At 65.2% G+C, this 20,679-nt stretch carries 15 protein-coding genes; 6 read left to right on the top strand and 9 right to left on the bottom strand.

Annotated features, from left to right (window positions below):
- Positions 1 to 11: 11 nt before the first annotated feature.
- On the bottom strand, positions 12 to 1,538 hold the full coding sequence (locus tag Q4I12_RS06060; RefSeq protein WP_302261038.1) for an FAD-dependent oxidoreductase: 1,527 nt from the start codon (positions 1,536 to 1,538) through the stop codon (positions 12 to 14).
- 123 nt (positions 1,539 to 1,661) lie between these two features.
- Between Q4I12_RS06060 and Q4I12_RS06065 the strand changes: the two genes are divergently transcribed.
- Both Q4I12_RS06065 and Q4I12_RS06070 read left to right on the top strand, forming a co-directional pair.
- On the top strand, positions 1,662 to 2,363 hold the full coding sequence (locus Q4I12_RS06065) for a Crp/Fnr family transcriptional regulator (protein ID WP_302261039.1): 702 nt from the start codon (positions 1,662 to 1,664) through the stop codon (positions 2,361 to 2,363).
- Complete coding sequence (locus tag Q4I12_RS06070; protein ID WP_302261041.1) at positions 2,360 to 3,097, top strand: Crp/Fnr family transcriptional regulator; 738 nt, start codon at positions 2,360 to 2,362, stop codon at positions 3,095 to 3,097. Before Q4I12_RS06065 ends, Q4I12_RS06070 begins: the two co-directional genes overlap by 4 nt.
- A gap of 125 nt (positions 3,098 to 3,222) precedes the next feature.
- Here Q4I12_RS06070 and Q4I12_RS06075 read toward each other — a convergent pair whose 3' ends face one another.
- Positions 3,223 to 3,570 (bottom strand): DsrE family protein, encoded by a 348-nt coding sequence (locus Q4I12_RS06075; protein ID WP_168934941.1) that lies wholly within the window; start codon positions 3,568 to 3,570, stop codon positions 3,223 to 3,225.
- Between the two features lie 90 nt (positions 3,571 to 3,660).
- On the opposite strand from Q4I12_RS06075, the gene Q4I12_RS06080 reads away from it, so the two are divergent.
- The 3 genes from Q4I12_RS06080 to Q4I12_RS06090 all read left to right on the top strand — a co-directional run bounded on the left by Q4I12_RS06080 (position 3,661) and on the right by Q4I12_RS06090 (position 10,933).
- On the top strand, positions 3,661 to 5,805 hold the full coding sequence (locus tag Q4I12_RS06080; protein ID WP_302261044.1) for an autotransporter assembly complex protein TamA: 2,145 nt from the start codon (positions 3,661 to 3,663) through the stop codon (positions 5,803 to 5,805).
- 80 nt (positions 5,806 to 5,885) lie between these two features.
- On the top strand, positions 5,886 to 10,139 hold the full coding sequence (locus tag Q4I12_RS06085) for a translocation/assembly module TamB domain-containing protein (RefSeq protein WP_302261045.1): 4,254 nt from the start codon (positions 5,886 to 5,888) through the stop codon (positions 10,137 to 10,139).
- A 218-nt stretch (positions 10,140 to 10,357) separates the two neighbouring features.
- Positions 10,358 to 10,933, top strand: coding sequence for a GNAT family N-acetyltransferase (locus Q4I12_RS06090; RefSeq protein ID WP_302261046.1), 576 nt, complete (start codon positions 10,358 to 10,360; stop codon positions 10,931 to 10,933).
- Positions 10,934 to 11,115: 182 nt separating this feature from the next.
- Here the strand turns inward: Q4I12_RS06090 and Q4I12_RS06095 are convergent, their stop codons facing one another.
- Positions 11,116 to 12,339 carry an MFS transporter gene (locus Q4I12_RS06095; RefSeq protein ID WP_302261047.1) on the bottom strand — a complete coding sequence of 408 codons (1,224 nt, stop codon included), beginning with the start codon at positions 12,337 to 12,339 and terminating at the stop codon, positions 11,116 to 11,118.
- A 181-nt stretch (positions 12,340 to 12,520) separates the two neighbouring features.
- On the opposite strand from Q4I12_RS06095, the gene Q4I12_RS06100 reads away from it, so the two are divergent.
- Positions 12,521 to 12,952, top strand: a complete 432-nt coding sequence (locus tag Q4I12_RS06100) for a MarR family winged helix-turn-helix transcriptional regulator (RefSeq protein ID WP_297139971.1) — start codon at positions 12,521 to 12,523, stop codon at positions 12,950 to 12,952.
- A gap of 280 nt (positions 12,953 to 13,232) precedes the next feature.
- Here the strand turns inward: Q4I12_RS06100 and Q4I12_RS06105 are convergent, their stop codons facing one another.
- From Q4I12_RS06105 to Q4I12_RS06130, 6 genes are all read right to left on the bottom strand, one after another.
- Positions 13,233 to 14,435: a bifunctional nucleoside/nucleotide kinase/histidine phosphatase family protein gene (locus Q4I12_RS06105; protein WP_297160534.1), complete on the bottom strand. Its 1,203-nt coding sequence runs from the start codon at positions 14,433 to 14,435 to the stop codon at positions 13,233 to 13,235.
- Between the two features lie 81 nt (positions 14,436 to 14,516).
- Positions 14,517 to 15,212, bottom strand: coding sequence for a hypothetical protein (locus Q4I12_RS06110; RefSeq protein WP_168934947.1), 696 nt, complete (start codon positions 15,210 to 15,212; stop codon positions 14,517 to 14,519).
- A 651-nt stretch (positions 15,213 to 15,863) separates the two neighbouring features.
- A complete protein-coding gene (gene tyrS, locus Q4I12_RS06115; protein WP_006007781.1) occupies positions 15,864 to 17,063 on the bottom strand; it encodes a tyrosine--tRNA ligase in 1,200 nt (399 codons plus the stop codon).
- Positions 17,064 to 17,559: 496 nt separating this feature from the next.
- Positions 17,560 to 18,288: a hypothetical protein gene (locus tag Q4I12_RS06120; protein ID WP_297158549.1), complete on the bottom strand. Its 729-nt coding sequence runs from the start codon at positions 18,286 to 18,288 to the stop codon at positions 17,560 to 17,562.
- A gap of 2 nt (positions 18,289 to 18,290) precedes the next feature.
- The gene (locus Q4I12_RS06125) at positions 18,291 to 19,553 is read right to left on the bottom strand and encodes a sulfite exporter TauE/SafE family protein (RefSeq protein ID WP_302261048.1); all 1,263 of its coding nucleotides are present in this window, start codon (positions 19,551 to 19,553) and stop codon (positions 18,291 to 18,293) included.
- 178 nt (positions 19,554 to 19,731) lie between these two features.
- Positions 19,732 to 20,496, bottom strand: coding sequence for a YkgJ family cysteine cluster protein (locus tag Q4I12_RS06130; RefSeq protein WP_168935822.1), 765 nt, complete (start codon positions 20,494 to 20,496; stop codon positions 19,732 to 19,734).
- Positions 20,497 to 20,679: the final 183 nt, after the last annotated feature.

Here is a 20,679-nt window from a genome sequence, read left to right on the forward strand (position 1 = left end):
TTCCTCCGTAACTAGGCCTTGATGTTGCGGGCCCGCTTGGCGATCTCTTCCCCGGCGATCATGCCGAACGCGGCGCAGTCGGGCAGGGAGCAGGCGGTCAGGCGCGTGACGCCGAACACCCCGGCAGAGGCTTCGCCGGCCACATAGAGGCCGGGGATGGGCTTGTCGTCCAGGGCGCTGATGGCTTCGGCCCTGGTGTTGATGAGCACGCCGCCCTGCGTGTAGGAGAGGTCGGGCTCGATGGTGCAGGCCGCAAACGGCGGTTCCGTCAGGGGCACGGACAGGGAGCCTGCGATGTCCTTGCCGAACTCGCTGTCGCGTCCGGCAGCGATGTCCTTGTTGTAGCGGTCCAGGGTGGCCTTCAGGGTCTTCAGGTCCAGATGTTCCTTGGCGGCCAGTTCTTCCAGGGTGTCATAGGGGCGCAGGGCATTGGAGAAGAGCAGGCGCTGGCGGCGCTTGTGGTCGAAGAAGGCGTCCATGGTCTTCTTGTCGTAGATGCCCAGGGGGATGCAGCGGTGCTTCTGCATGTAGAGCAGCATGTTCACGGCCAGGTCCGTACGGGGCATGCTCTCGTCGATGAAGCGCTTGCAGGTCTTGGGGTCGATGACCATGCCCATGCGCAGGTCTTCCGAAGCGATGTAGAAGCCGTAGCGGCCCAGGGTCGTATGCACGCTGCGGGCACCGATGGCCAGGGCCGCGCGCAGGGCACCGGCCGTATTGCCGATATGGCAGCGGGTGGCCATCTCTTCGCTTTGCAGCGGCGCTTCGGCCATGCGGAAGGCCAGGTCGCGGGAATAGCCGCCCGTGGCCAGGACGACGCCGTAGCGGGCCGCATAGCGCTTGGGGAGGCCGCCGGCGTTTTCCATGTCTTCGTTCTTGGACTCGTTGATGAAGTCGTAGCGTTCCCGCATGTTCACACCGGTGACGGCGCCGCTTTCATCCTGGATGAAGCTGTCGAACTTGACGCGGCTGCGGATCTCGCCGTTGTACTTTTTGCGGAAGCTGTCCCAGATGGGGACCATGACGCTGGCGCCGAAGCTCTCGACGCCCTGGTGCACGCGCGGTGCGGAATGTCCGCCGAGGATGATGATCTCGGGATTGAACTTGGCGCCGTTCTCGATGAGGAAGTCGATGGCCCGGCCGGAGTTGCGGGCCACGGTGAGCGTCAGGTCGGGATGGTTCAGGCCGCCGCAGGCGGCGCTGATGTCTTCGGCAAAGGCCTCGGGCGTGTCCTTGATCCCCTGCTTGCGGGTCAGCTGGGAGTTCACGGCGCCGAAGTCACCGGTGGCGATGGCCGAGTTGCCGCCGAGATAGCTCATCTTTTCCAGGACGACGACCTTCTTGCAGCCGTTCTTCTTGGCCGCCAGAGCCGCACACATACCGGCCAGACCGGAGCCGATGACGATGACGTCAAAGACTTCGTCCCATTGTTCCTGGGGCTTGGTCGCCGCATGGGCCACCCCTGCGAGGGAACCCAGCGCCATGCTCGCGGCGCTTCCTGCCAGAAAGGCCCGACGAGAGACATGCTGTTTTGTCATATGCAATCCTCCTGATGGATGTCACAGCTTGTGATTTTTTTCTAAATCGGGCAGGACATGAAAAAAACAGCATCCATCAAGTTTTTTGTTTTTTAAAAAACTTCTTTCCGCTCAGGAGGTTCCATGAAGCGGCGCGACATCCATATGCACGCTGTCTATGTCCAGGGGCTGAACAGGATCTGGGCAGATTTCATGCGCCGGGGGCAGCGCCGGAGGGTGATGGCCTCCTCCCGTTCTCCTGTCGATATCGTCGGTGCCCCGCATGAACTGATCTTCCTCGAGGAAGGGCATGTCAGGGTCTACGGCATGGCCCGGCAGGCCCCGCGCCTGCTGTTGCTGATGGGGCCGGGCTGCCTGGTCAATACGGAGTGCCTGGAGGGCGGCCAGACCTCGCATGGCTATGTGGTCAGGGCCATGACGCCGGTGACCCTGCTGGTACGGGACGTCACCGCATGGTACGAGCGCCGTCTGGCCTGCGAGTATCCCGAGCTGTATGTGAACGTGGTGCAGGCTCTGGCCGGGATCAACCTGCTGTTCCTGTACAGGGCCCATGCCGTGACCTTCGGCCCGGCCCTGTCCCGCCTGTGTGCGCTCCTGCTGGACATCCACGATACGAAGGACTGTCCCGTGCTGCGCCAGAAGGATATGGCCGAGCTGGCAGGCATCACGCCCGAAACGGCATCGCGGCTGCTGGCCCGGCTGGAGGGGTCCGGCTGTCTGGAAAGGGTGCGGGGCGGGAACGTCCGGCTGCTGGATATCCCGCGCATGAGGGAACTGAGCTGTCAGGAGAGGACGTTGATCCCCTGGAGGGATGGTGAGGCATGAACAGGAGGACGCAAGCGGAGTTCTGGCTGGAGCGGCTCAACCAGGCGTGGGAGGCGGTCATCCCGCTGGGGAAGCTGGAGACCTACGAAGATCAGGAGACCCTGCGTGTGGAAGGCTGCCGCTTCTTCCACCTGTTGCTGGAAGGGAACATCGACATGGTGAGCCTGAGCGGTACCGGCAAGGAATGGACCCTGTTCCAGGCCGGGCCCCTGTGCCTGATCAACGACATCCCGGCCATCACCGGGATAGACAACCATGTGCGCTACATCTGTTGCGGGCAGGTCCGCACGGTACGTTTTGAGAGCAGGTTGCTGCGGGATCCGTCTTTTTTTCGCAGCTATCCCGATCTGGCCAGGAACCTGCTGACCACCGTGCTGCACAAGATGGAATTCTTTTTGTCCTATGCCATCGAACAGCAGGAATCTTCGGGGCTGGAACGTCTGTGCCGTCTGCTGGTGCAGCTGACGGGCGGCCGTCAGGGCTCTTTTTCCATCGGGATGGGCCAGAAAGAATGCGGCCTGCATATCGGGATGCATCCGGCCTCTTTTTCCCGGCTGGTCACCGGACTGCGCCGTCGGGGCATCCTGGGCGCGTTCACCCGGCACAGGCTGGAGATCCTGGATGCGGACCGCCTGTTGCAGATCGCCGGAGGCATGTCCGGGACGGACCTGGCGCCTGGGAAAAAGAAAAGGCAGAAGAGGAAAGTCCTCTCCTGCCGGAAAGTTTGCCCGTAAGCGGCCGGCATCGCCGCAGGTCTTTCTGCCGGGCAGGCCGCCCGTGACCAGCTCCGCAGCAGGGCGGCACGCCCCGGGCGCTTCCCGCTGCCCGTCAACACTGCGGGCAGCGGGCAAACATGGGATTACGGTCTGATGTAGGCGAAGCCCTTGTTCTGCAGCTCCACGATCTCCACCAGGCCGGCGGGCACCACTTCGCAACCGGGCCAGAGGTCGGCGGCGGTCATCTTGTTGGCATCCAGGGCGTTCTTGCACAGACGCAGCTTGAGGCCGCGGGCCATGAGCTCCTCGGCGGTCTTCTGCAGCTCGGCCTGGGCAGGCACGAACAGTTTGACGGCCGGGCCGTTGGCCACCAGCACCAGCTCGAATTCCTTGCCGGGCAGGCCGTTCATATAGTTGCGGGCATTGACGAAAGCAAAGGCCAGCACAGCGGGATCATTGGCGTCCACATGGAGGCAGAGATCATACGACATGGGAGACTCCTGAAAAAAGAACTGAATAAGCTCATGGTAACAAAGGGGATTTGTCTTGCCAAGCTGTCTCTCTGCGGCTATGGGATTATTATGCGCCGAACATATATCCTTTTTTCTTTTTTGCTCATGGCCTGCCTCTTGCTGGGGGGCTGCGGCCTGTTGTTCGGCGATGCCGCCGGAGAACTACGTGATGACGGCGGGACCAAGATGCCCGCCGCTCAGGGCGAGCGCATCCCCTACAAGCTGTCCATCGAAGTGGACGGGGAGCGCCGCGCCACGGCGGACGAGAAACGCGCCGCGGCCACGGATCCTGACGGGGAATCCGAGGGCGTGTCCCTGGGCGGCAGCCCGGAGGAGGGCGACGAGGCCGGACCGGCAGCCCCGCAGGCGGATGCCCCCCACCGTGAAGGGACGGGAGCCGCGCCGTCTGCCCCCAAGGGGAACAGTGGCCTGTCGGACAAGATGCGCGACCTGAGCCAGCTGGAGCAGTTGCGCTCCGACCCGCCGGACAGCCTGCTGGCCCTGGAGCGCCGGGCCCGGGGCGATGTGGAGACGGCGGTCAAGCTGCTGCATTCCCAGGGCTATTATGACGGTACGGCGACCTTCCAGATGGACAGCACGACCAAACCGGTCACGGTGCGCCTGCATCTGACGCCGGGCCCCCGCTATGTGCTGGGCCGGGCCTCGGTGCGTTATGAGCCTGTCCCCGTGGTGCCCGCGGCCCTCAAGCACGGCAAGCGGCGGGCGCCGTACAGCGGTCTGGGGGCCCTGTGGGGCGACGAGGCCCGCGAAGCGACCCCGCCCCCGCGTTTTCCCGATACCCTGCGCGGGGTCACCCCCGGTGAACCCGTCACGGCCGACCAGATGCTGGAAGCCGTGGAAAAATTGCCCGAACGCCTGCGCCGCCGTGGCTATCCGCTGGCCCAGGTGAGCAGCCAGCGCTATTTCCTCGACCGCGCGGCCCGTACCCTCAATGCCGAGATCGTGGTGGATACCGGTCCTCCGGCCCTGCTGGGCGAGATCGTGGTGGAGGGCAACAAGGACGTCAGCACGACCTACATCCGCGAACGCGCCCCCTGGAAAGCCGGGACGGAGCCCTGGAACGAGAGCCGGGTGCAGGACTATGTGGACGAGCTCCGCGGCCTGGGCCTGTTCAGCATGGTACGCCAGCGCAACATCAAGGACGTGCCCTCGCCGCGCAAGGACGGCATGGTGGTCCTGCCCGTGCAGCTGGTGGTGCGTGAAGGACCGCCGCGCTCGGTCAGCGCCGCTGCCCGCTATGAGACCGATTCCGGTATCGGTGTGGAAGGGGAGTGGGAACACCGCAACTTCTTCGGCAACGGGGAAAAGCTGGTGGTCTCCCTGCCCATCACGCCCGAAAAGCAGGGGTTGAAGGCGTCGTTCGAAAAACCGGCCTTTCTGGATCGCGACCAGAAGCTGGTGGGCGAAGCCTCCCTGTTGCAGGAATTCACCGATGCTTACGACCGGCGCGGCCTGCGCGTGGGCGCCGGTATCGAGCGCCGCCTGAGCCCCTACTGGTGGGTGGGGGTGGGCGCCTCTTCCGACAGCGGCACCCTCACCGAGAACGACCGTACCAACGAGCCCTACAGTTTCGTGGGCCCGCACCTGCGTATCGTGCGCGACAGCCGCAACAACAAGATCAATCCCAAGCGCGGCTCGGTACTGGAGATCAATTCCAAACCCATCTTCGGCTATTACGACGGCTTCTTCACGGCCCTGGGCACGGAAGTGGAAGGCATGTTCTACTACGCGCCCTTCCGCAAGGGGCCGAACAAGGGCGTCATCGACGACAAGCTCGTGCTGGCGGCCCGTGTGCGCGGCGGCAGCATGGCCGGGGCCGAGATGAACAACCTGCCCAGCACGCTGCGCTATTACGCCGGTGGTGCCGGTTCGGTGCGCGGCTATTCCTATCAGGCCATCGGCCCGCGCAACGACAAGGGCGACCCCAGCGGCGGCCGTTCCTACCAGATCGTCAATCTCGAGGCCCGTTACAAGATCACCGATGAGATCGGCATCGTGCCCTTCCTGGACGGCGGCATGGTCTACGAGGACGCCCTGCCGCAGATCTTCGGCGACATGCGCTGGGGCGCGGGCCTGGGCCTGCGCTACTACACGCCCATCGGCCCGGTGCGTCTGGACGTGGCCACGCCCCTCAATCCCGTGGACGGTAATCCCCCCCTGCAACTCTATATCAGCATAGGACAGAGCTTCTGATGGCCAGCGAATCCGGAACTCCCCCTGTTGTCCCTGACGGCGGTCCGTCGGGCCCTGCTCCCTCGGAAGGGGCAGCGCCCGTGCGCAGGAGCTTTTTCCGGCGCCGTGTCCTGCCGTGCCTGCTGCTGTTCGTGCTCCTGACGTTGCTGGCCGGGGCCGGAGCGGTCTGGTGGCTGCGTACGCCCGGCGGGCAGGACTGGCTGCGGCAGGAAGCCGACGCCCTGCTGGCTCCGCCCCTGGCCGAACAGGGCCTTTCCCTGGAGCTGATCCGTCTGGAGGGGGCCCTGCCGCTGGAGATGGAATGCGCCCTGCGCCTGCGTGATGCCGGGGGCCTCTGGCTGGATGTGCCCCGGGCGCGTGTGGACGTGGGCCTGTCCGTCTTCCCGCCCGGCATCTCGCTCGATCTGCGCCTGGAACACCCCTCTTTGTATCGCCTGCCCCAGCTGCCTCCTTCCCCCGACGAGCCCTCCCCGCCGCTGGCCGAGACGCTGGCCGGGGTGGAGACGGCCCTGAGGAGCGCGCTGGACATCACGGCCTCCCTGCCGGGCTGGCTGCCTTCCCTGCGTGTGCGTGAAGTGGCGCTGGATGGCCTGTGGCTGGGCTCGGCCGTGCTGGACGGCAGTCCGTCCGGCACGCTGGTGGATGCCTCCGGGCAGGCAGCGCAGGACGCGGCTGCTTCGGCCGGAGCGGGGAGTGTGCCTGCGGATGGCCAGACGCCTCCGGCCCCTGCCGTCACTGCGTCTGCCCCTGCTCAAGAGGCGATGACGCCCGGGGCTCCCCCGGCGCCGCCCCTGTCCGTGGCTGTGGCCGCCGTGGAAAGCGCCCTCCGCGTCGGTGAGGGACTGGAGGTCTCGCTGTGCCTGACAGCCGAAGCTGATTTTTCCCTGAGCGGGACCACGGCCCGGGCCGGTCTCCAGGCCTCGTGGCAGCTGGCGTCCGCAGCGGCAGCCGCTGCTCCGGCCACTGAGGAGACGCCTTCCGCCGCTGCGCCCGCTCCCGGATCCGGTGTGACAGCGCCCGGGATGACTCCGGCGGCGGCCCCGGCACAAGAAGCCGGTCCTGTTCCTGCGCAGGAAAAAAGCACGGATACGGCCCCCCTCCTGACGGAAGCGGCAGGACGGTGGCTGCCCGCGCCGCTGGCTCTGCTTTTGACGCCCGGGCAGGCGTCGTCCCTGCGGGTGGAACTGGCCCTGCGGCCCGGTGAGCGCCCCGTGCTGGCGCTGGAGACCCTGCAGGCGGATGCCGGGGCCGTGCGGCTGCGCGGTCAGGGGACGCTGGAGCTTGCGACCGCTGCGGATGTGCTGGCCTCGCCGCTGGCGCTGGATTGCTCGCTTGCCGTGTCTTCCGCTGCGGATGCGGCGGCCCTGCTGCCCCAGGCGCGGGCCCTGCTGGCACCCCTGGGCGACGCCCTGCGTCTGGACATCGGCGTGAAGGGCAGTCCCGGTGCGCCCGAGCCCCGTCTGGAACTGGCCTGCGCCACGCTGGACCTGGGCGGGCATGCCGTCAACGATCTCTCCCTGCTGGCAGGCGGAGAGGCCTTGCCGTGGCCGCAGCTGGCTGCCAAAGGCAAGGTGGAACTGCCGCTCTCCCTGCAGGTGCGCACCGGAAAAGACCATATTTCCACGAAACTGCGCCTGCGGGCCGGGCATGACGGCGCGGCCTGGCTGCTGGGTCTGCCGCAGCTGGAGCTGCACGGCGCCGGTGCCCGTCTGGACGGGGCCCTGCTGGCCCTGCTGCCCGATGCCCCGCAGGAGATGCCTGCCGTTCCTTCTGCTTCGGCGGAAAAGCAGGCCCCGCTCCCTGCGGTGGGAGAGGCCGGGACGCTCCCGGCTCCTGTGGATGCGGCCGGACAGCCCGCAACGGCCCTTCCGGCGGCCCCTGTTCCTGCCTCTGCTGCGGATGCCGCCGCAGCCCCCGTCCCTCCGGCCCCGGCCATCGTGGGCAGCGATTTTGTCCCTGCGCGGCTGCTGGCACAGCTGTTCCCCGATCCCGGGACAAGGCCGCGCCTGTGGGCTTCGCTGTACGGCGAGATAGAAGACTGGGCCGCGCTGGGCCGGGTGCTGGACTACTGGTCGCCGGGCCTGCGCCTGGAAAAGAAGGATGACCGGCCTGTCCGTCTGATGCTGCGTGCGGGCGGTCTGCCGTGTGCCCCGGACAAAGCCGAAGAACTTCCGCTGGCGGCTGTGGCCGGGCTGGCCGATCCGGCCTTCCTGTGCAGCCAGGACTGGCAACAGTGGTTCAGCCTGGATGCCGACGTGGGCTTCCTCCGCCTGTACGACAGGGGAGGCGAGCGTCTGCTGCTGCGCGAGCTGCACCAGCATCTGCGCATCGACGATATTTTCGGCCGGGGAAAGCTGGAACAGCGCCTGGACGTGCGCCAGCTCCATGCGGCCGGTCTGCGGCTGGAGCGGGTGCTCGTGGGCCTGAAGGGCGAACTGGCGACCCCGCTGGAAGCGGAACTGGCCTGCGCCGGAGACATTCGGGCCAAGCTGCGCCTCCGCTGGCAGGGCGACAGGCTGGAGATCCCCGTGTGTGACCTGCATCTCAAGCAGGGCGTGGGCCTGCGCCTGCAGGCAGGGACGGCCCTGGTGCTGGACAAGGACGGTCTTTCCCTGCGCGGTCTGGATGCCCGTATCGCGCCTGCGGGGCGGGTACGGGCCACGGCCAGCCTGAAGCCCGCGGCCATGGATGTGCGCCTGACGCTGGACAGCATGGATCTTGCCCCGTGGCGGGCGGTGGTGCCGGGCCTGCCTTCGGCCGCGCTGGCTTTCCAGAGCCGCCTGCACGGCAGTCCCGCGGCCCCTGCCGGGACCTTCCGGCTGGACGTGCGGCGACTGGAAGTCCCGCAAAGCTCCCTGCCGCCGCTGGATCTGGCCCTGACGGGCAAGCTGGGCGGCAGCAACGGCAAAGGACGTCTGGACACACGGCTGGAACTGCCTCCCTCCACCCGGCAGGCCCTGGGAGCGGAGCAGGCCGGTCTGGAAGTCCGCCTGCCCCTGCATTTTTCCGCCAACGGCCTGCCCCTGCCGGACATGACGGCCCCGCTTTCCGGGCGTATGGACTGGCAGGGCGACCTTGCCCCGCTCTGGCGTCTGGTGCCGGTGGCCGACCGCCGCGTGACCGGACGCCTGGACATGCATCTGGCTCTGGCCGGCAGCCTTGCCGTGCCTACGGCCAAGGGGCGGCTGGAGGTCGCGGGCGGACGGTATGAGGACCTGGCCCTGGGCATCCTGCTGACGGACATCAAGGCCTCGGTGACGGCGGGCAGCGGCAAGGGCCTGAAGCTGGAGCCCGTGCGTGTGGAGGCCTCCATGAGCGACGGGCGCGGCGGCCTGGTGACGGCCGCGGGCAGTCTGCATCCCGAAGGCGGCAGGCTCGATCTGGATGCCGCCATGAAGCGTCTGCGCCCCCTGCGGCGCGCGGACATCCAGGCGACCCTGTCGGGCACGGCCTCGGTCAAGGGCACGCTCATGGCGCCCCAGGTGGCGGCGGACATCACCATCGACGAGGCCCTGGTCAATCTCAACCGCCTTACCGGCAGCAGCGTGACCACCCTGCCCGTGGAAGGCACCAGCGAAGCCCCGGAACCGGTCACGGAAAAGAAGGAAGGACACGGCTCCCTGGACGTGAGCGTCCGGGCGCCCGGGCATATCGCGGTCAACGGCCACGGGCTGGAGAGCGAATGGCAGGCCGGTCTGCGCGTGCGCGGGGCCCTCAACGATCCGCTGGTCATCGGCAGCGTGCGCTCGGTGCGGGGGCAGTTCGACCTGCTCTCCAAGATCTTCACCCTGCGGCCCAGCACCATCTCCTTCAACGGCGGGGCGGTCTCCAACCCCCTGCTGGACGTGACCCTGCGCTACGAAGTGCCGGATATCACGGCCGATGTGCGCGTCAGCGGCTCCGTGCGGCGCATGAAGCTGGAACTGACCAGCACGCCGTCCCTGCCGCAGGAAGAGATCATCTCGCGGGTCATGTTCGGTCGCGGCTCCAGCGAACTGGGCCGTTTCGAAAGCCTGCGTCTGGCCGCCGCCGTGGCACGTCTGGCCGGGTTCGGCTCCGGCGGTCTGGGCGTGCTGGATCTGGGCCGTGCGGTGCTGGGCGTGGACGTGCTGCGCGTCAATTCCGCCACGGACAAGGAGAGCGGTGATGAAGAAAGCAGCCTGGAAGTGGGCAAGTTCATCGGCGAGAAGATCTATCTCGGCGTGGAACAGGGCCTGGAGCCGGACAGCACCGCCGTCATCATGGAACTGGAACTGACCCCGCACAGCAAGGCGGGCATCCGCACGGAGCAGGACAACACCAGCGCCGGTGTCCAGTGGAAGATGAATTACTGACGGAACCGGGACGGTCTGAGGCGCTTGCGGACGCTCCCTTGCGATGGGCAGCCGTATCGCGCCTTGGAGCCCGGAGACGATGGCACTGCTGTCCCCGTCAGAAGCCCGGCCGGATGCGCCTTGCCTGCCGTCGGGCACTGCCTGCGGACGCATCCGGGGGCACCTGCGGCGTACGGGCCTGAGGCTCCTGCGGGTGCTGTCCCTGCAAGGAATAGAGGATGGAACGACTGACCTTCAGCGATGCCGGTCCTGCGGACTGGCCGTATCTGCTGTGCCTGTGGTGGCGCAACGTGCGGGCCACGCACGGCTTCGTGGCGGAGGACTATCTGCGGGCCATCGGGGCTGCCTTGCCGGGCGCCTATCTTCCGGCCATGGAGCGCGTACGTCTGGCCTGGCTGGAGGTCGCGCCCGCTGAAGGCGACGGGAGCGACCATGCGCCGGGGGCAGGAGAAGGCCATTTCCCGACGGGCACGGTAGCCGTGCCCCGTCCCTCTCAGGGGCGCTTGCCGGCGGGCTTTCTGGGCAGCGTGGAGCAACGGGTGGAGATGCTCTTCGTGGAGCCGGGCCTGCGGGGCAGGGGCATCGGTACGGCCCTGCTGGAGGATTTTGGTAGCCGCCATCCCGAGATCCTGCTGGACGTCAATGAACAGAATACGGCGGCCCGGATATTTTATGCCCGCCGGGGCTTCGAGGTGGTGGGGCGTTCCCCGCTGGACGGGGCGGGGCAGCCGTATCCGCTCCTGCATCTGCGCCGCCTGCGGGCCGGGGGCGCCGGGACAGGGCAAACAGCCTGACGCATGGCCTTCCGACGGCCTCGCATCCCTGCCGTCACAACAGGGGGGCGGCATCCTGCCTTTGCTCCGCAGAGGACACAGCGGCGACGTGGCCGCCCAAAAACAGAAACGCCGGGGGGGGACCCGGCGTTTTGGCATCGTCCGGGAGAATGACAATGCCGTCTCTCTGGGGAAGGAGATATCTATGCGGCCGCCACGCGGCGGCCGTGGAGGACGTAGTACAGCAGCACCGCGCCGAGGACCACGAAGGCCAGGGTCTGGTACATGCCGTCATAGCCTGCGGCGGGGATCATGAAGCCGAACAGGTAGGGCCCCAGACCGATGCCCAGGTCGAAGAAGATGAAAAAGGTCGTGGTGGCCTGGGCAAAGCGGGCCTTGGACACCAGCGAGAGCGAGACCGCCTGTCCGGCGGACTGGAAGTTGCCGAAGCCCATGCCCAGGATCAGCCCCGCGGCCAGCAGGACCCAGCTGCTGCTGGCGTGGGCCATCATGGTCAGGGAAAGGGCCGTCAGCAGCAGGGCCGGGTAGAAGATGATGTTCTCGCCGCGCAGGTCGAACAGGCGACCGGTCAGGGGCCGGGTCACCAGGGCGGCCAGGGCGTAGAGCAGGAAGAAAAGGCTGGCCGCGCCGGTCAGGCCGCGTTCCGCCGCATAGGAGGTCATGAAGGCCTGGATGCAGCCGTAGCTCAGACAGGTGATGAGCGCCACCAGCGAAAAACGCACCACACGCGGGTCGATGTAACTGTTGAGCTCAAGGAAGGGCCGGTGGCGGTGGCGCATCTCCGGCAGGTCGTGCAGGCCGAAGAAGATGGCGATGCAGGTCAGGCCGATGCCCAGGCAGGTCTGTGCCAGGATGGTATAGCTGAAATACCGGGAGATGAGGATGCCCAGGAAGGGCCCCAGGGCCAGCGCGAAGGCCGTGCTCATGCTGAACAGGCTGATGCCCAGCCCGTGATGCTGGTGGGGCACCACATAGGCCACGATGGTACCGGTGGCCGTGCCCATGATGCCCACGCCCATACCCATGCACAGGCGTTGCACGAAGAGCAGGGCCAGGTTGGGGACCCAGAAAAAGGCCGCGATGCTGGCCGAATAGAGCAGCAGCCCGGCAAAAAGGATGGCACGGCAGCCGCACAGGGAAAGCAGGTTGCCGGTCAGGAAACGGCCGATGAGGCAGCCGATGACCATGATGCCCGCGGTGAGCCCGGCGCTGCTGAGGCTGGCGCCGTAGGTGGCCCGCGCGTAGGCCGTGCTGGTGACGAACATCAGGTAGTAGGCCGTCATGACCAGCAGGTTGATGCAGGCGACCACATTGAAGTTGCGGTTGAAAATGGAGCGCAGGGCTTCGCCGGTGCTGGCGGTGCTGCGGTCCTGTGTCCGGGGCCGGGATCTGTGTTGGGTGGGCATAGGGATTCCTGGGCGAAATATCGCCATACCGTTGCGTATGCAACGATATACGTCCGGGTGCTTTCCCTTGTCAAGCAGAAAACCTGTCCGGCGGACGGAGCGCTTTTGCCCTTGCAAGGCGCTGCAAGGCTGACTATGAAAAAACGACGTATGCGACCTACATCATTTTTCTGGAGCTGTTGTGGAACTGACCTATAAGTGGATCGCGCTGGCCAACCGGCATTACCTCATGTACCTGAACAAGCGTCTTGCTTCGTACGGTCTCAGCGGCAGCCAGTATCTTTTCATCCTGAACATCTGCCGCCAGCCCGGCCTGACCCAGGACAAGCTGCCGGACATCATCCACATCAACAAGAGCAACGTCACCCGTGCCCTGGCCCATCTGGAGAAGCTCGGCTTCATCCGGCGTGAGGTCAACCCGCAGGACAAGCGCACGGCCGCCGTCTTTCCGACGCAGAAGGCCCTGGACGTGTACCCGCACGTGCTGGAGATCATCCGGGGCTGGGACGCTTCGGTGACCAGCCCGCTGACGGAGGACGAGAAGCACACCCTGCAGGCCCTGCTCAAGCGCGTGGTGGCCTCGGCCCACGAGTACCGCAGCACCGAGGGCTAGGGGCCAGGTCCTCCCGCCAGAAGTCTTGGGGACAGCTGTCGCTGCCCATGCCGTGCAGGGACGGTATGGAGCCGGGCCGGGAAGGTCTTCCGGCTTCGCGCCATGCACAGGGCTGTTCCCACCCATGTCTCTCCCGCAGCGTCCCTGCAACCAGCACATGCGACAGGCACGAGCCCTGTTCCCTGCGGGGAGATATGAAAGAACAACGAGCGGCGCGGACGATTCGTCCGCGCCGCTTTCTTTCGGGCATCTTGCCGTGCCCTTGCGTGCGTTCCCCGCTCTAGTAGCTGATGCGTTCGATGAGCTTGCGGCGGGGCGTGAGCGAGATGTGGTAGTACTGGTTCTGCGGCACGTTGATGTAGGGGATGTCCTCCTCGCGCTGGCGCAGGAACAGGGAGAGGATGACCCGGTTGATGGCCTGGTGGCCCATCAGCATCACGGGCAGTTCACCGGCCAGGAATAGGGCCCGCTGCAGGCCGCGCCGCACACGCTCACGGAGCATGGCGTAGCTTTCGCCGTGCGGATAGGCGTAGTGGTATTTGTCTGCGTTACGGCCAGCCGTGATCTCGGGCATGGTCTCACGGATCTCGCTGTAGCACATGCCTTCGCAATCCCCGGCCCAGATCTCGTCGAATTCCTTGAAGGCCATCACGCGGGTCTCGTGCCGTCCGCGCAGCAGGGGCGCCGCGGTTTCGTGCGAGCGCATGCGCGTGGAGGTGAACACCCAGTCCAGTTTCTGGTCGCGCAGGTGCAGGGCCAGGGCCTCGGCCTGCATCCGGCCTTTGGCCGTCAGGGGCGGATCGCCGCCGATACGGCCCTGCACGTTGTATTCCGTCTGACCATGCCGCGCCAGGTACAGGCTCTGCACCCACCAGCTGACCACGATCTCGCGGATGGCGGGATAGTAGGGGGAGCCTTCGCAGGGCTGTTCCGCCAGGATGCGGCTGGACATGGTGTCCACGCACAGCCAGTACTGTTCCTTGCCCACAGGCTCGTAGATGGCTTCGTAATAGCCGATGCGGCCCACAAAGCTCGCCAGGGCCTCGTCCTCGGTATAGCCCGCGTATTCCGGCAAGCGGGTCTTGTTGCGGATGCAGGCATTGAGCAGCACGGGGTCTTCATTGACGCATTCCAGAAAGAGCACGGGATGATCCGTGAGGGTCCTTTCGATAAAGGCCCGCCGTGCGCGACTGACGTTGGTGGCATCCAGGATGGCTACGTCACCTTCCCGGTTCAGCCATTCTTTGGCCCGGATCAGGTTTTGCCGGCAGATCTCCTCGCGGATCCTGCGACCTTCGGCATTGTCCGGGGAATAGAACTCCGGCAGGGTGGATTCCGCCCCCAGCAGTTCGCGGCGGACGTCGCCGTTGTTGAAGATGGCTGAACGGAAGCCGTCAGCCGCCAGGCCGCCGCAGATGCGCCGGGCCAGACGGGACTTGCCGCGTGCGGGCAGGCCCACCATGACGAGATAGAGCTTGTGCATGAGACTCCTGTGGGGCGTTGGTCTGTACGGATATCAAGAGCCGCCCGGCCGCGCGAGGGGCAGGGCCGGACATCATGCCGGTCAGCGGGCCGCAGGGGCCGCCTTGGGGGCCGCAAGCTGTTCCAGGGCCTTTTTCAGCGGCTTGCCGGGATGCTTGCCGCACCACTCCAGCAGGGCGTCGCTTTGGGCGGCCATGTTCCCCAGCTCCAGGGGACGGTAGGGGCGGTCTTCCTTGAAGGCCTGATAGCCGTCCCACCAGAGGACCAGCGGCAGCCAGTTGTCGCCCTGCCGGCGGAAGGTGCGGCAGGGCTGGGAGAGCTTTTGCCGCGACAGCTTTTCGCGCACTGCCTGCCAGCGTTCCGTCAGGCGGGACATGGGGGCCGCGGCGCAGGCGTCATGCAGGCGTATGGGCAGGCTGGAGGTCCACTGCTCGCCCTGCTGCCAGAGCTGGAAGGGGAGATCCTCCTTGCCGCTGCGGGCCGCCACATAACCGTCCAGCCATTCCAGCGGCACGTCCAGGCGCAGGCCGCCTCCTGTTTTTTTCCTGTCCACCGCCTGTTCGGCCAGAGGCCGGCAGATCAGGGCCCCCACGCGCAGGTCGCTGTCTTCAGGGCTGCTGCCCAACAGCAGCATCTGGCCGGGTTCCGCCTCCTGCACCGTGATGGTCAGGGGCGATGATACGGGTTTTTGGGGCTGGGCCGCACCGGCAGCAAGGGGGCTCAGCAGCATCAGCAGCAGAAAAGCCGCGCACAGCGGGCTGAAGGACGTGTTTCGCATAATTTACTCCTGCCGCAGGATAGCATTGTCGACCGGGGGATTGGAAGCGGGTTTGTCGTGGGGGAAGGGGCGTTTTGGGGCAAAACTGTCCCTTCCTCCATGCCCCCCCGGGAAAAACCTTATTCGGGTGTGGACGACAGGCCCCGCCGTTGTCTGAAGGTCGGGGTCATCGGGGCGTGCCGGAAAAGGGAACGGATGGGGCCCCTCCGGGAATGCAGGGCGTTTTCGCAAATTGTCGGAGGGTGCGACGAGTCCTGTCATGACAACCGGCAAGGGCAGGTGATGGGAAAAGGCTCCGGGCTGTGGCGACAGGAAAGCAGCAGAGGGCGTTGAAGTACCGGCAGGGCGGGGCCGCTCCGGACTCAGGGGCGGGAGGAACGGCTCAAAAAACTTGCCGAATGAGGAACAACAAGCGGATACGGGCTGCCCGCTTGATGTTCTCCAGGCCGGCCAGGGCTCTGGCAGTGCAAAGCATCCCGTGTGCCGGCTGGATGATCGGGGAAGGATGGCCCTGCCCGCGAGACGGCGACGGGGACCGGCGTACGGACCAGAGTGAAGTTTTTTGAAGGGGTGGGGGAGCGCGAGGGGGCGGGGGGACTTTTTGTTCACAAAAGTCCCCCCGCCCCCTCGCAAAAAAACAGCTGCGGCAGGCTAGGCCGTGACGGTCAGGCGCAGGAAGCGCTTCTTGCCCAGCTTGATGACGTATTCACCGGCAGCCAGGGGCGACATGGCGTCGTCGCAGCGCTGGCCGTCCACGGACAGGGCGCCTTCCTTGATGAGGCGCTTGGCTTCGCCGCGGCTCTTGACCAGACCGGCGGCTTCCAGGAAGGCGGGCGGGGTGCTGTCGTCGCCCTGGGCGCAGGTGTGGCAGGGGGCGTCGTCCGGCACGCCGCCGCTGGCAAAGACGGCATTGAAGCCCTGGCGGGCCTCGTCGGCGTCCTTTTCGCTGTGGTAGCGGCTGACCATTTCGTGGGCCAGCATTTCCTTGGCGGCCTTGGGATGCACGCGGCCCTGGGCCACGTCTTCCTTGAGGGTGGCGATCTCTTCCAGAGACTTGAAGGACAGCAGCTCGTAGTAGCGCCACATGAGCTCGTCGGAGATGGCCATGACCTTGCCGAAGATCTCGGAGGGAGCTTCGTCGATGCCGATGTAGTTGCCGTAGGACTTGGACATCTTGCGCACGCCGTCCAGGCCTTCCAGCAGGGGCATGGTCAGGATGCACTGGCTTTCCATGCCGTAGTGGGCCTGGAGGTTGCGGCCCACCAGCAGGTTGAACTTCTGGTCGGTGCCGCCCATTTCCACATCGGCCTTGAGGGCCACGGAGTCATAGCCCTGGCAGAGGGGGTAGATGAATTCGTGGATGGAGATGGGGCGCTGCTCGCGGAAGCGCTTTTCAAAGTCGTCGCGTTCCATCATGCGGGCCACGGTATAGCTGGAGGCCAGACGGATGAAGTCCGAGGCGTCCATCTTGCCCAGCCAGTGGGAGTTGAATTCCACGATGGTCTTTTCGGGGTCGAGGATCTTGAAGACCTGCTTCTTGTAGGTCTCGGCATTGGCGATGACCTGTTCCTCGGTCAGGGGGGGACGGGTCTCGGAGCGGCCGGTGGGGTCGCCGATGCGGCCGGTGAAGTCACCGATCAGGAAGATGATCTGGTGGCCCAGTTCCTGAAAGTGGCGCATCTTGTGCATGACCACGGTGTGGCCCAGATGCAGGTCGGGAGCGGTGGGGTCAAAGCCCACCTTCACGCGCAGGGGCGTGCCGCGTTCCAGTTTCTTGCGCAGTTCCTTCTCGTCAATCAGTTCCGCCACGCCGCGTTTGATCACGGCCATTTGGCGATCAATATCCATCATCGAACTTGTCCTTGCGTGGAGTTGGCCCGTTACGGGCGTTATCCCGGCAGGATAGCCTCGGCAAAGCGGGGGTGTCAATGTCCCGCAGGGGAAAAGGACGAAAAAGGGAGGCATGCTCCAGGGGAGGGAAAGGCCGTGCCCCCGGGCGGCAGGGAAGGCTGCGGACCGGTGGTGCGCAAGGGATGGCGGGAACGGGGAACAGGCGTCCCGTGCGGCTTCAGCTCCGTCGCGGGCAGGGCCCGTGGGGAAGGAGGACAGCCAGCGTCGGTTTTTTGGGAGGGACGCGGGCAGGCCGGGACGCCGCGGCAGGCGGGGCGGCGGGAAAGGAGAGGGCAGAAACAAGGAGAGCCGCAGGGCCGGATGACGCTCGAAAGGGAAGAGACGAGGGAAGCGACAAAGGTATCTCTTCGGCATGTCCGGGGACGGGAATGAAAAAGGCGCCGACGGTTGCCCGTCGGCGCCTGACGTTGCCCGCCTGGAAAGGCCAGACCGGGAACTAGCCTTCCTGCTTGACCTTGGACTTGGTCATGGCAAGGCCAACGCCTTCAAACAGCTCGAAGATGGCGAAGCCATACCAGAGCGTGTAGATGACGTAGAAGATCAGCATGCCGCTCATGAGCCAGATGTGATCCGACACCTTCACGGGTTCCACGCTGTAGAAGTTGTTGCCGGGTTCCACGGCGCGGCGCAGGACCTGGTCAACGACCTGGGCCTCGGCGATCAGGCGCTGCTTCTGCAGTTCCTTGATGGAGGGGCTCAGCACATACCACCAGGCCGCGGCGGCCTTGAGGGCATGGGTGCCGTCGTAACGGGCGCTCACGGTGGCGTCGTCGTTGTGGTACAGGCTGTCGGCGTCGGTGGTGGCGGCGTTCAGCATGGCGGCCAGGTTGCCTTCGTAGGAGACCTTGGCGCCGTCAGCGCTGGCGGTCATGCCGGCCTTGGTCAGCACCTGCACGGCGGTCTCGGCCAGTTCGGCCTTCTTCATGGTCACGGTGACCTTGACGTTGACCTTTTCCACGGTCTTCACATGTTCACGCACGCTGGGGATGAAGTAGGAAGAACCCTTGGAAAGTTCGTTGAACACGTTATCGGCGTACTGGAGGCCGGTCAGGTGGTTGCCCTTTTCGTCACGCATGATGGGGGTGAGCAGCACACAGAACAGGACCAGGAACGAGATCAGCAGGATGGAACCCCGGACAAAGGGGCCTTTTTCATGAATAAGCATAATTAGGCCTCCCCTCTGAGCTTGCCGAGATTAAGGAAGAACTTGCTGAACACCCAGAGGCCGAAGAAGGCGACGACCACCCAGAAGATCACGTTGCCCACTTCTTCGATGATATTCACCACGGACATGGACCAGTCGAGGTATTCCATTTCGACCAGCTTCTTGGGCAGGGTGGCGGCGCGGTTGATGAAACCGGAGATGATGGACACGGCGTAGAAACCGCGGATGTGCACGCCCTTGACGACCTTGGTGGTCAGAGCGCCCACCTGGATGCCCAGCAGGGAACCCAGCAGCATGCCCACGGCCAGGGTGTAGAACACGTAACCGTAAATGGCGTACTGGCCCACGGAAGCCAGACCGGCGGTGAAGATGATCTGCAGGATGTCGGTACCCACGGTGGTCATGGAGGACACACCGAAGATGTACACGAACATGGGGAAGGTCACGAAACCGCCGCCCACACCCATGATGGCGGCCAGCATGCCCACGACCACGCCACCGGCGGCAACGATCCAGCCGGAGATGCGACGGCCACCAGGCACCAGGTCTTCGTCAAAGGTGATCATGGGGGGCACGTTCAGGCTCTGCAGCTTGACGGAAAGGCTGGTCATGCCGGCGGTGCCGCCGTGAGCGTCGCCGCTGTCGGCCTGGGTGCCGCGGGTGGCTTTCAGGAAGTCGAACAGAGCGTAGAAGCCCAGGAAGCCCAGCAGCACGGCGTAGATGGTGCTGATGAACATTTCGGACAGCAGCGGGTCGGCATTGTACAGGCCCTTGTTGATGGCACCGCCCACGAAGGTACCGGCACCGGAGCCTACCAGAAACGCGATGGCCAGTTTGACGGACACGTTACCGAGCTTTTTGTGGACGGTGGTGCCCATGATGGCCTTGGCGAAGATGTGGAACAGGTCCGTACCGACGGCCAGGATGCCCTTGACGCCCGCGGCCATCAGGGCCGGGGTGATGATGAAGCCGCCACCGGCGCCGATGCAGCCGGTGATGAGGCCGGCCGCCAGACCGACGGCGATGGAGGCCAGGAAAATGGTGGTGGTGTAGAAGGCCGGCGCATACGCGCTTTTGCCGCCCAGCATTTCGTGGGCTTCATAGGCTTCGGCACCGCACACGAGCAGGATGGGCGCGGCCAGGGCCAGCAGGAACAGCATCTTTTTGCGGTTCTTGATGATGGACGTGGAGACTTCCAGGTCCCATTTGGCGTAGGCCTGCGAGCTGCTTAACAGAAATTGATACAGTGATCTGCCAAAACTCATAACTCCTCCCGGTATGTTTGCCGTCAAAAACAGCAAAAAACATGCCATTTGTGCAAAAAATCCCAATCGCCAGCTAACATGCCGTAACCAAAAGAGATACGAAAAACAAAAACAGCCTGCTCCCCTGATGGAAAGCAGGCTGTCAGATGTCAGCTTTTTTTACAGTTGCAAAAAAAAGCTACTTTTTGTTCAAACCTTCGCTCTGTCCGAAGATGACCAGTTCCAGCCAGTCCAGAGCAAAGTCCAGCGTGGCTTCGTCGGATTCCATGACGGCCTTCTGGCGCTCTTCGGTGATCTCCACGCGGCGGAAGATGCCCATTTTTTCGATGAGTTCGCGGAATTTGTCCAGCTGGTAGAGGCAAAGGATGACCATGGTGGCCATGCGCGGTTCCAGCGGCTTTTCCGTGGCCTTGACCATGGCCATCAGGCGCATGTAGCGGTCGTTGGCGGCATTGTACTCGTCCAGTTCCTGGCTGGCCAGCCAGGTCTGGGCCGTCCATTCCTTGCCTTCGTCAAAGCCGTGGCAGTGGGGCTCACGCACCAGGAAGAAGCGTTCGTCCACGCCCTCGTGACCCATCTTGGTGCCGCGGCCCAGGGGGTAGAAGCGGCAGGCGCCGGGGCGGTTCTCGTACACGGAACAGCCGCCGGGCGTCACGAAGGGACAGGGCTCGCCGGGGCCTTCCAGCATGCGCAGCAGAGGCAGGGGGAAGCCCGTGTCGGGGAAGGTGCGCATGCGGGTGAAGTCGTTGAGGAAGGCCTCGCTGGGCATGTTGTTCATATGGCGGCGCAGGCGCAGCACGTCATAGGGGGTCAGGGGCAGGGTCAGTTCCGCACAGCAGCGGTTGAAGCAGGGAACTTCGGGATGGCAGGCAAAGCAGAAGGTCTTGCCCGGTTCCAGCTCGGGCAGGTTTTCCATGAATTCGCGGCTGGCGTCTTTTTCCATGATGCGTTCTCTTGTTGGAAGGTTGTGGGAGCGGGACAGTGCTTGAGAAAAATTTCCCTAACGCACGCTGTCCTGCTTGCTTGTATCCTCTTCCGGGGTTTGCTGCAAACTTTTTCGTTCCGGAAGACGGGCTGCGGTGCCGGGGGACGCGTCGCAGCCTCTTGGCAGGGCATGTCCGCTGCG

This window comes from Desulfovibrio piger (genome assembly GCF_951793255.1).
Lineage (GTDB): Bacteria > Desulfobacterota > Desulfovibrionia > Desulfovibrionales > Desulfovibrionaceae > Desulfovibrio.

Coding starts and splice junctions, on each gene's coding strand:
- tyrS (WP_006007781.1), bottom strand. CDS start 17,063: ATGATGGATATTGATCGCCAAATGGCCGTGATCAAACGCGGCGTGGCG.
- Q4I12_RS06095 (WP_302261047.1), bottom strand. CDS start 12,339: ATGCCCACCCAACACAGATCCCGGCCCCGGACACAGGACCGCAGCACC.
- Q4I12_RS06080 (WP_302261044.1), top strand. CDS start 3,661: ATGCGCCGAACATATATCCTTTTTTCTTTTTTGCTCATGGCCTGCCTC.
- Q4I12_RS06130 (WP_168935822.1), bottom strand. CDS start 20,496: ATGGAAAAAGACGCCAGCCGCGAATTCATGGAAAACCTGCCCGAGCTG.
- Q4I12_RS06065 (WP_302261039.1), top strand. CDS start 1,662: ATGAAGCGGCGCGACATCCATATGCACGCTGTCTATGTCCAGGGGCTG.
- Q4I12_RS06110 (WP_168934947.1), bottom strand. CDS start 15,212: ATGCGAAACACGTCCTTCAGCCCGCTGTGCGCGGCTTTTCTGCTGCTG.
- Q4I12_RS06125 (WP_302261048.1), bottom strand. CDS start 19,553: ATGAGTTTTGGCAGATCACTGTATCAATTTCTGTTAAGCAGCTCGCAG.
- Q4I12_RS06075 (WP_168934941.1), bottom strand. CDS start 3,570: ATGTCGTATGATCTCTGCCTCCATGTGGACGCCAATGATCCCGCTGTG.
- Q4I12_RS06090 (WP_302261046.1), top strand. CDS start 10,358: ATGGAACGACTGACCTTCAGCGATGCCGGTCCTGCGGACTGGCCGTAT.
- Q4I12_RS06105 (WP_297160534.1), bottom strand. CDS start 14,435: ATGCACAAGCTCTATCTCGTCATGGTGGGCCTGCCCGCACGCGGCAAG.
- Q4I12_RS06120 (WP_297158549.1), bottom strand. CDS start 18,288: ATGCTTATTCATGAAAAAGGCCCCTTTGTCCGGGGTTCCATCCTGCTG.
- Q4I12_RS06060 (WP_302261038.1), bottom strand. CDS start 1,538: ATGACAAAACAGCATGTCTCTCGTCGGGCCTTTCTGGCAGGAAGCGCC.
- Q4I12_RS06070 (WP_302261041.1), top strand. CDS start 2,360: ATGAACAGGAGGACGCAAGCGGAGTTCTGGCTGGAGCGGCTCAACCAG.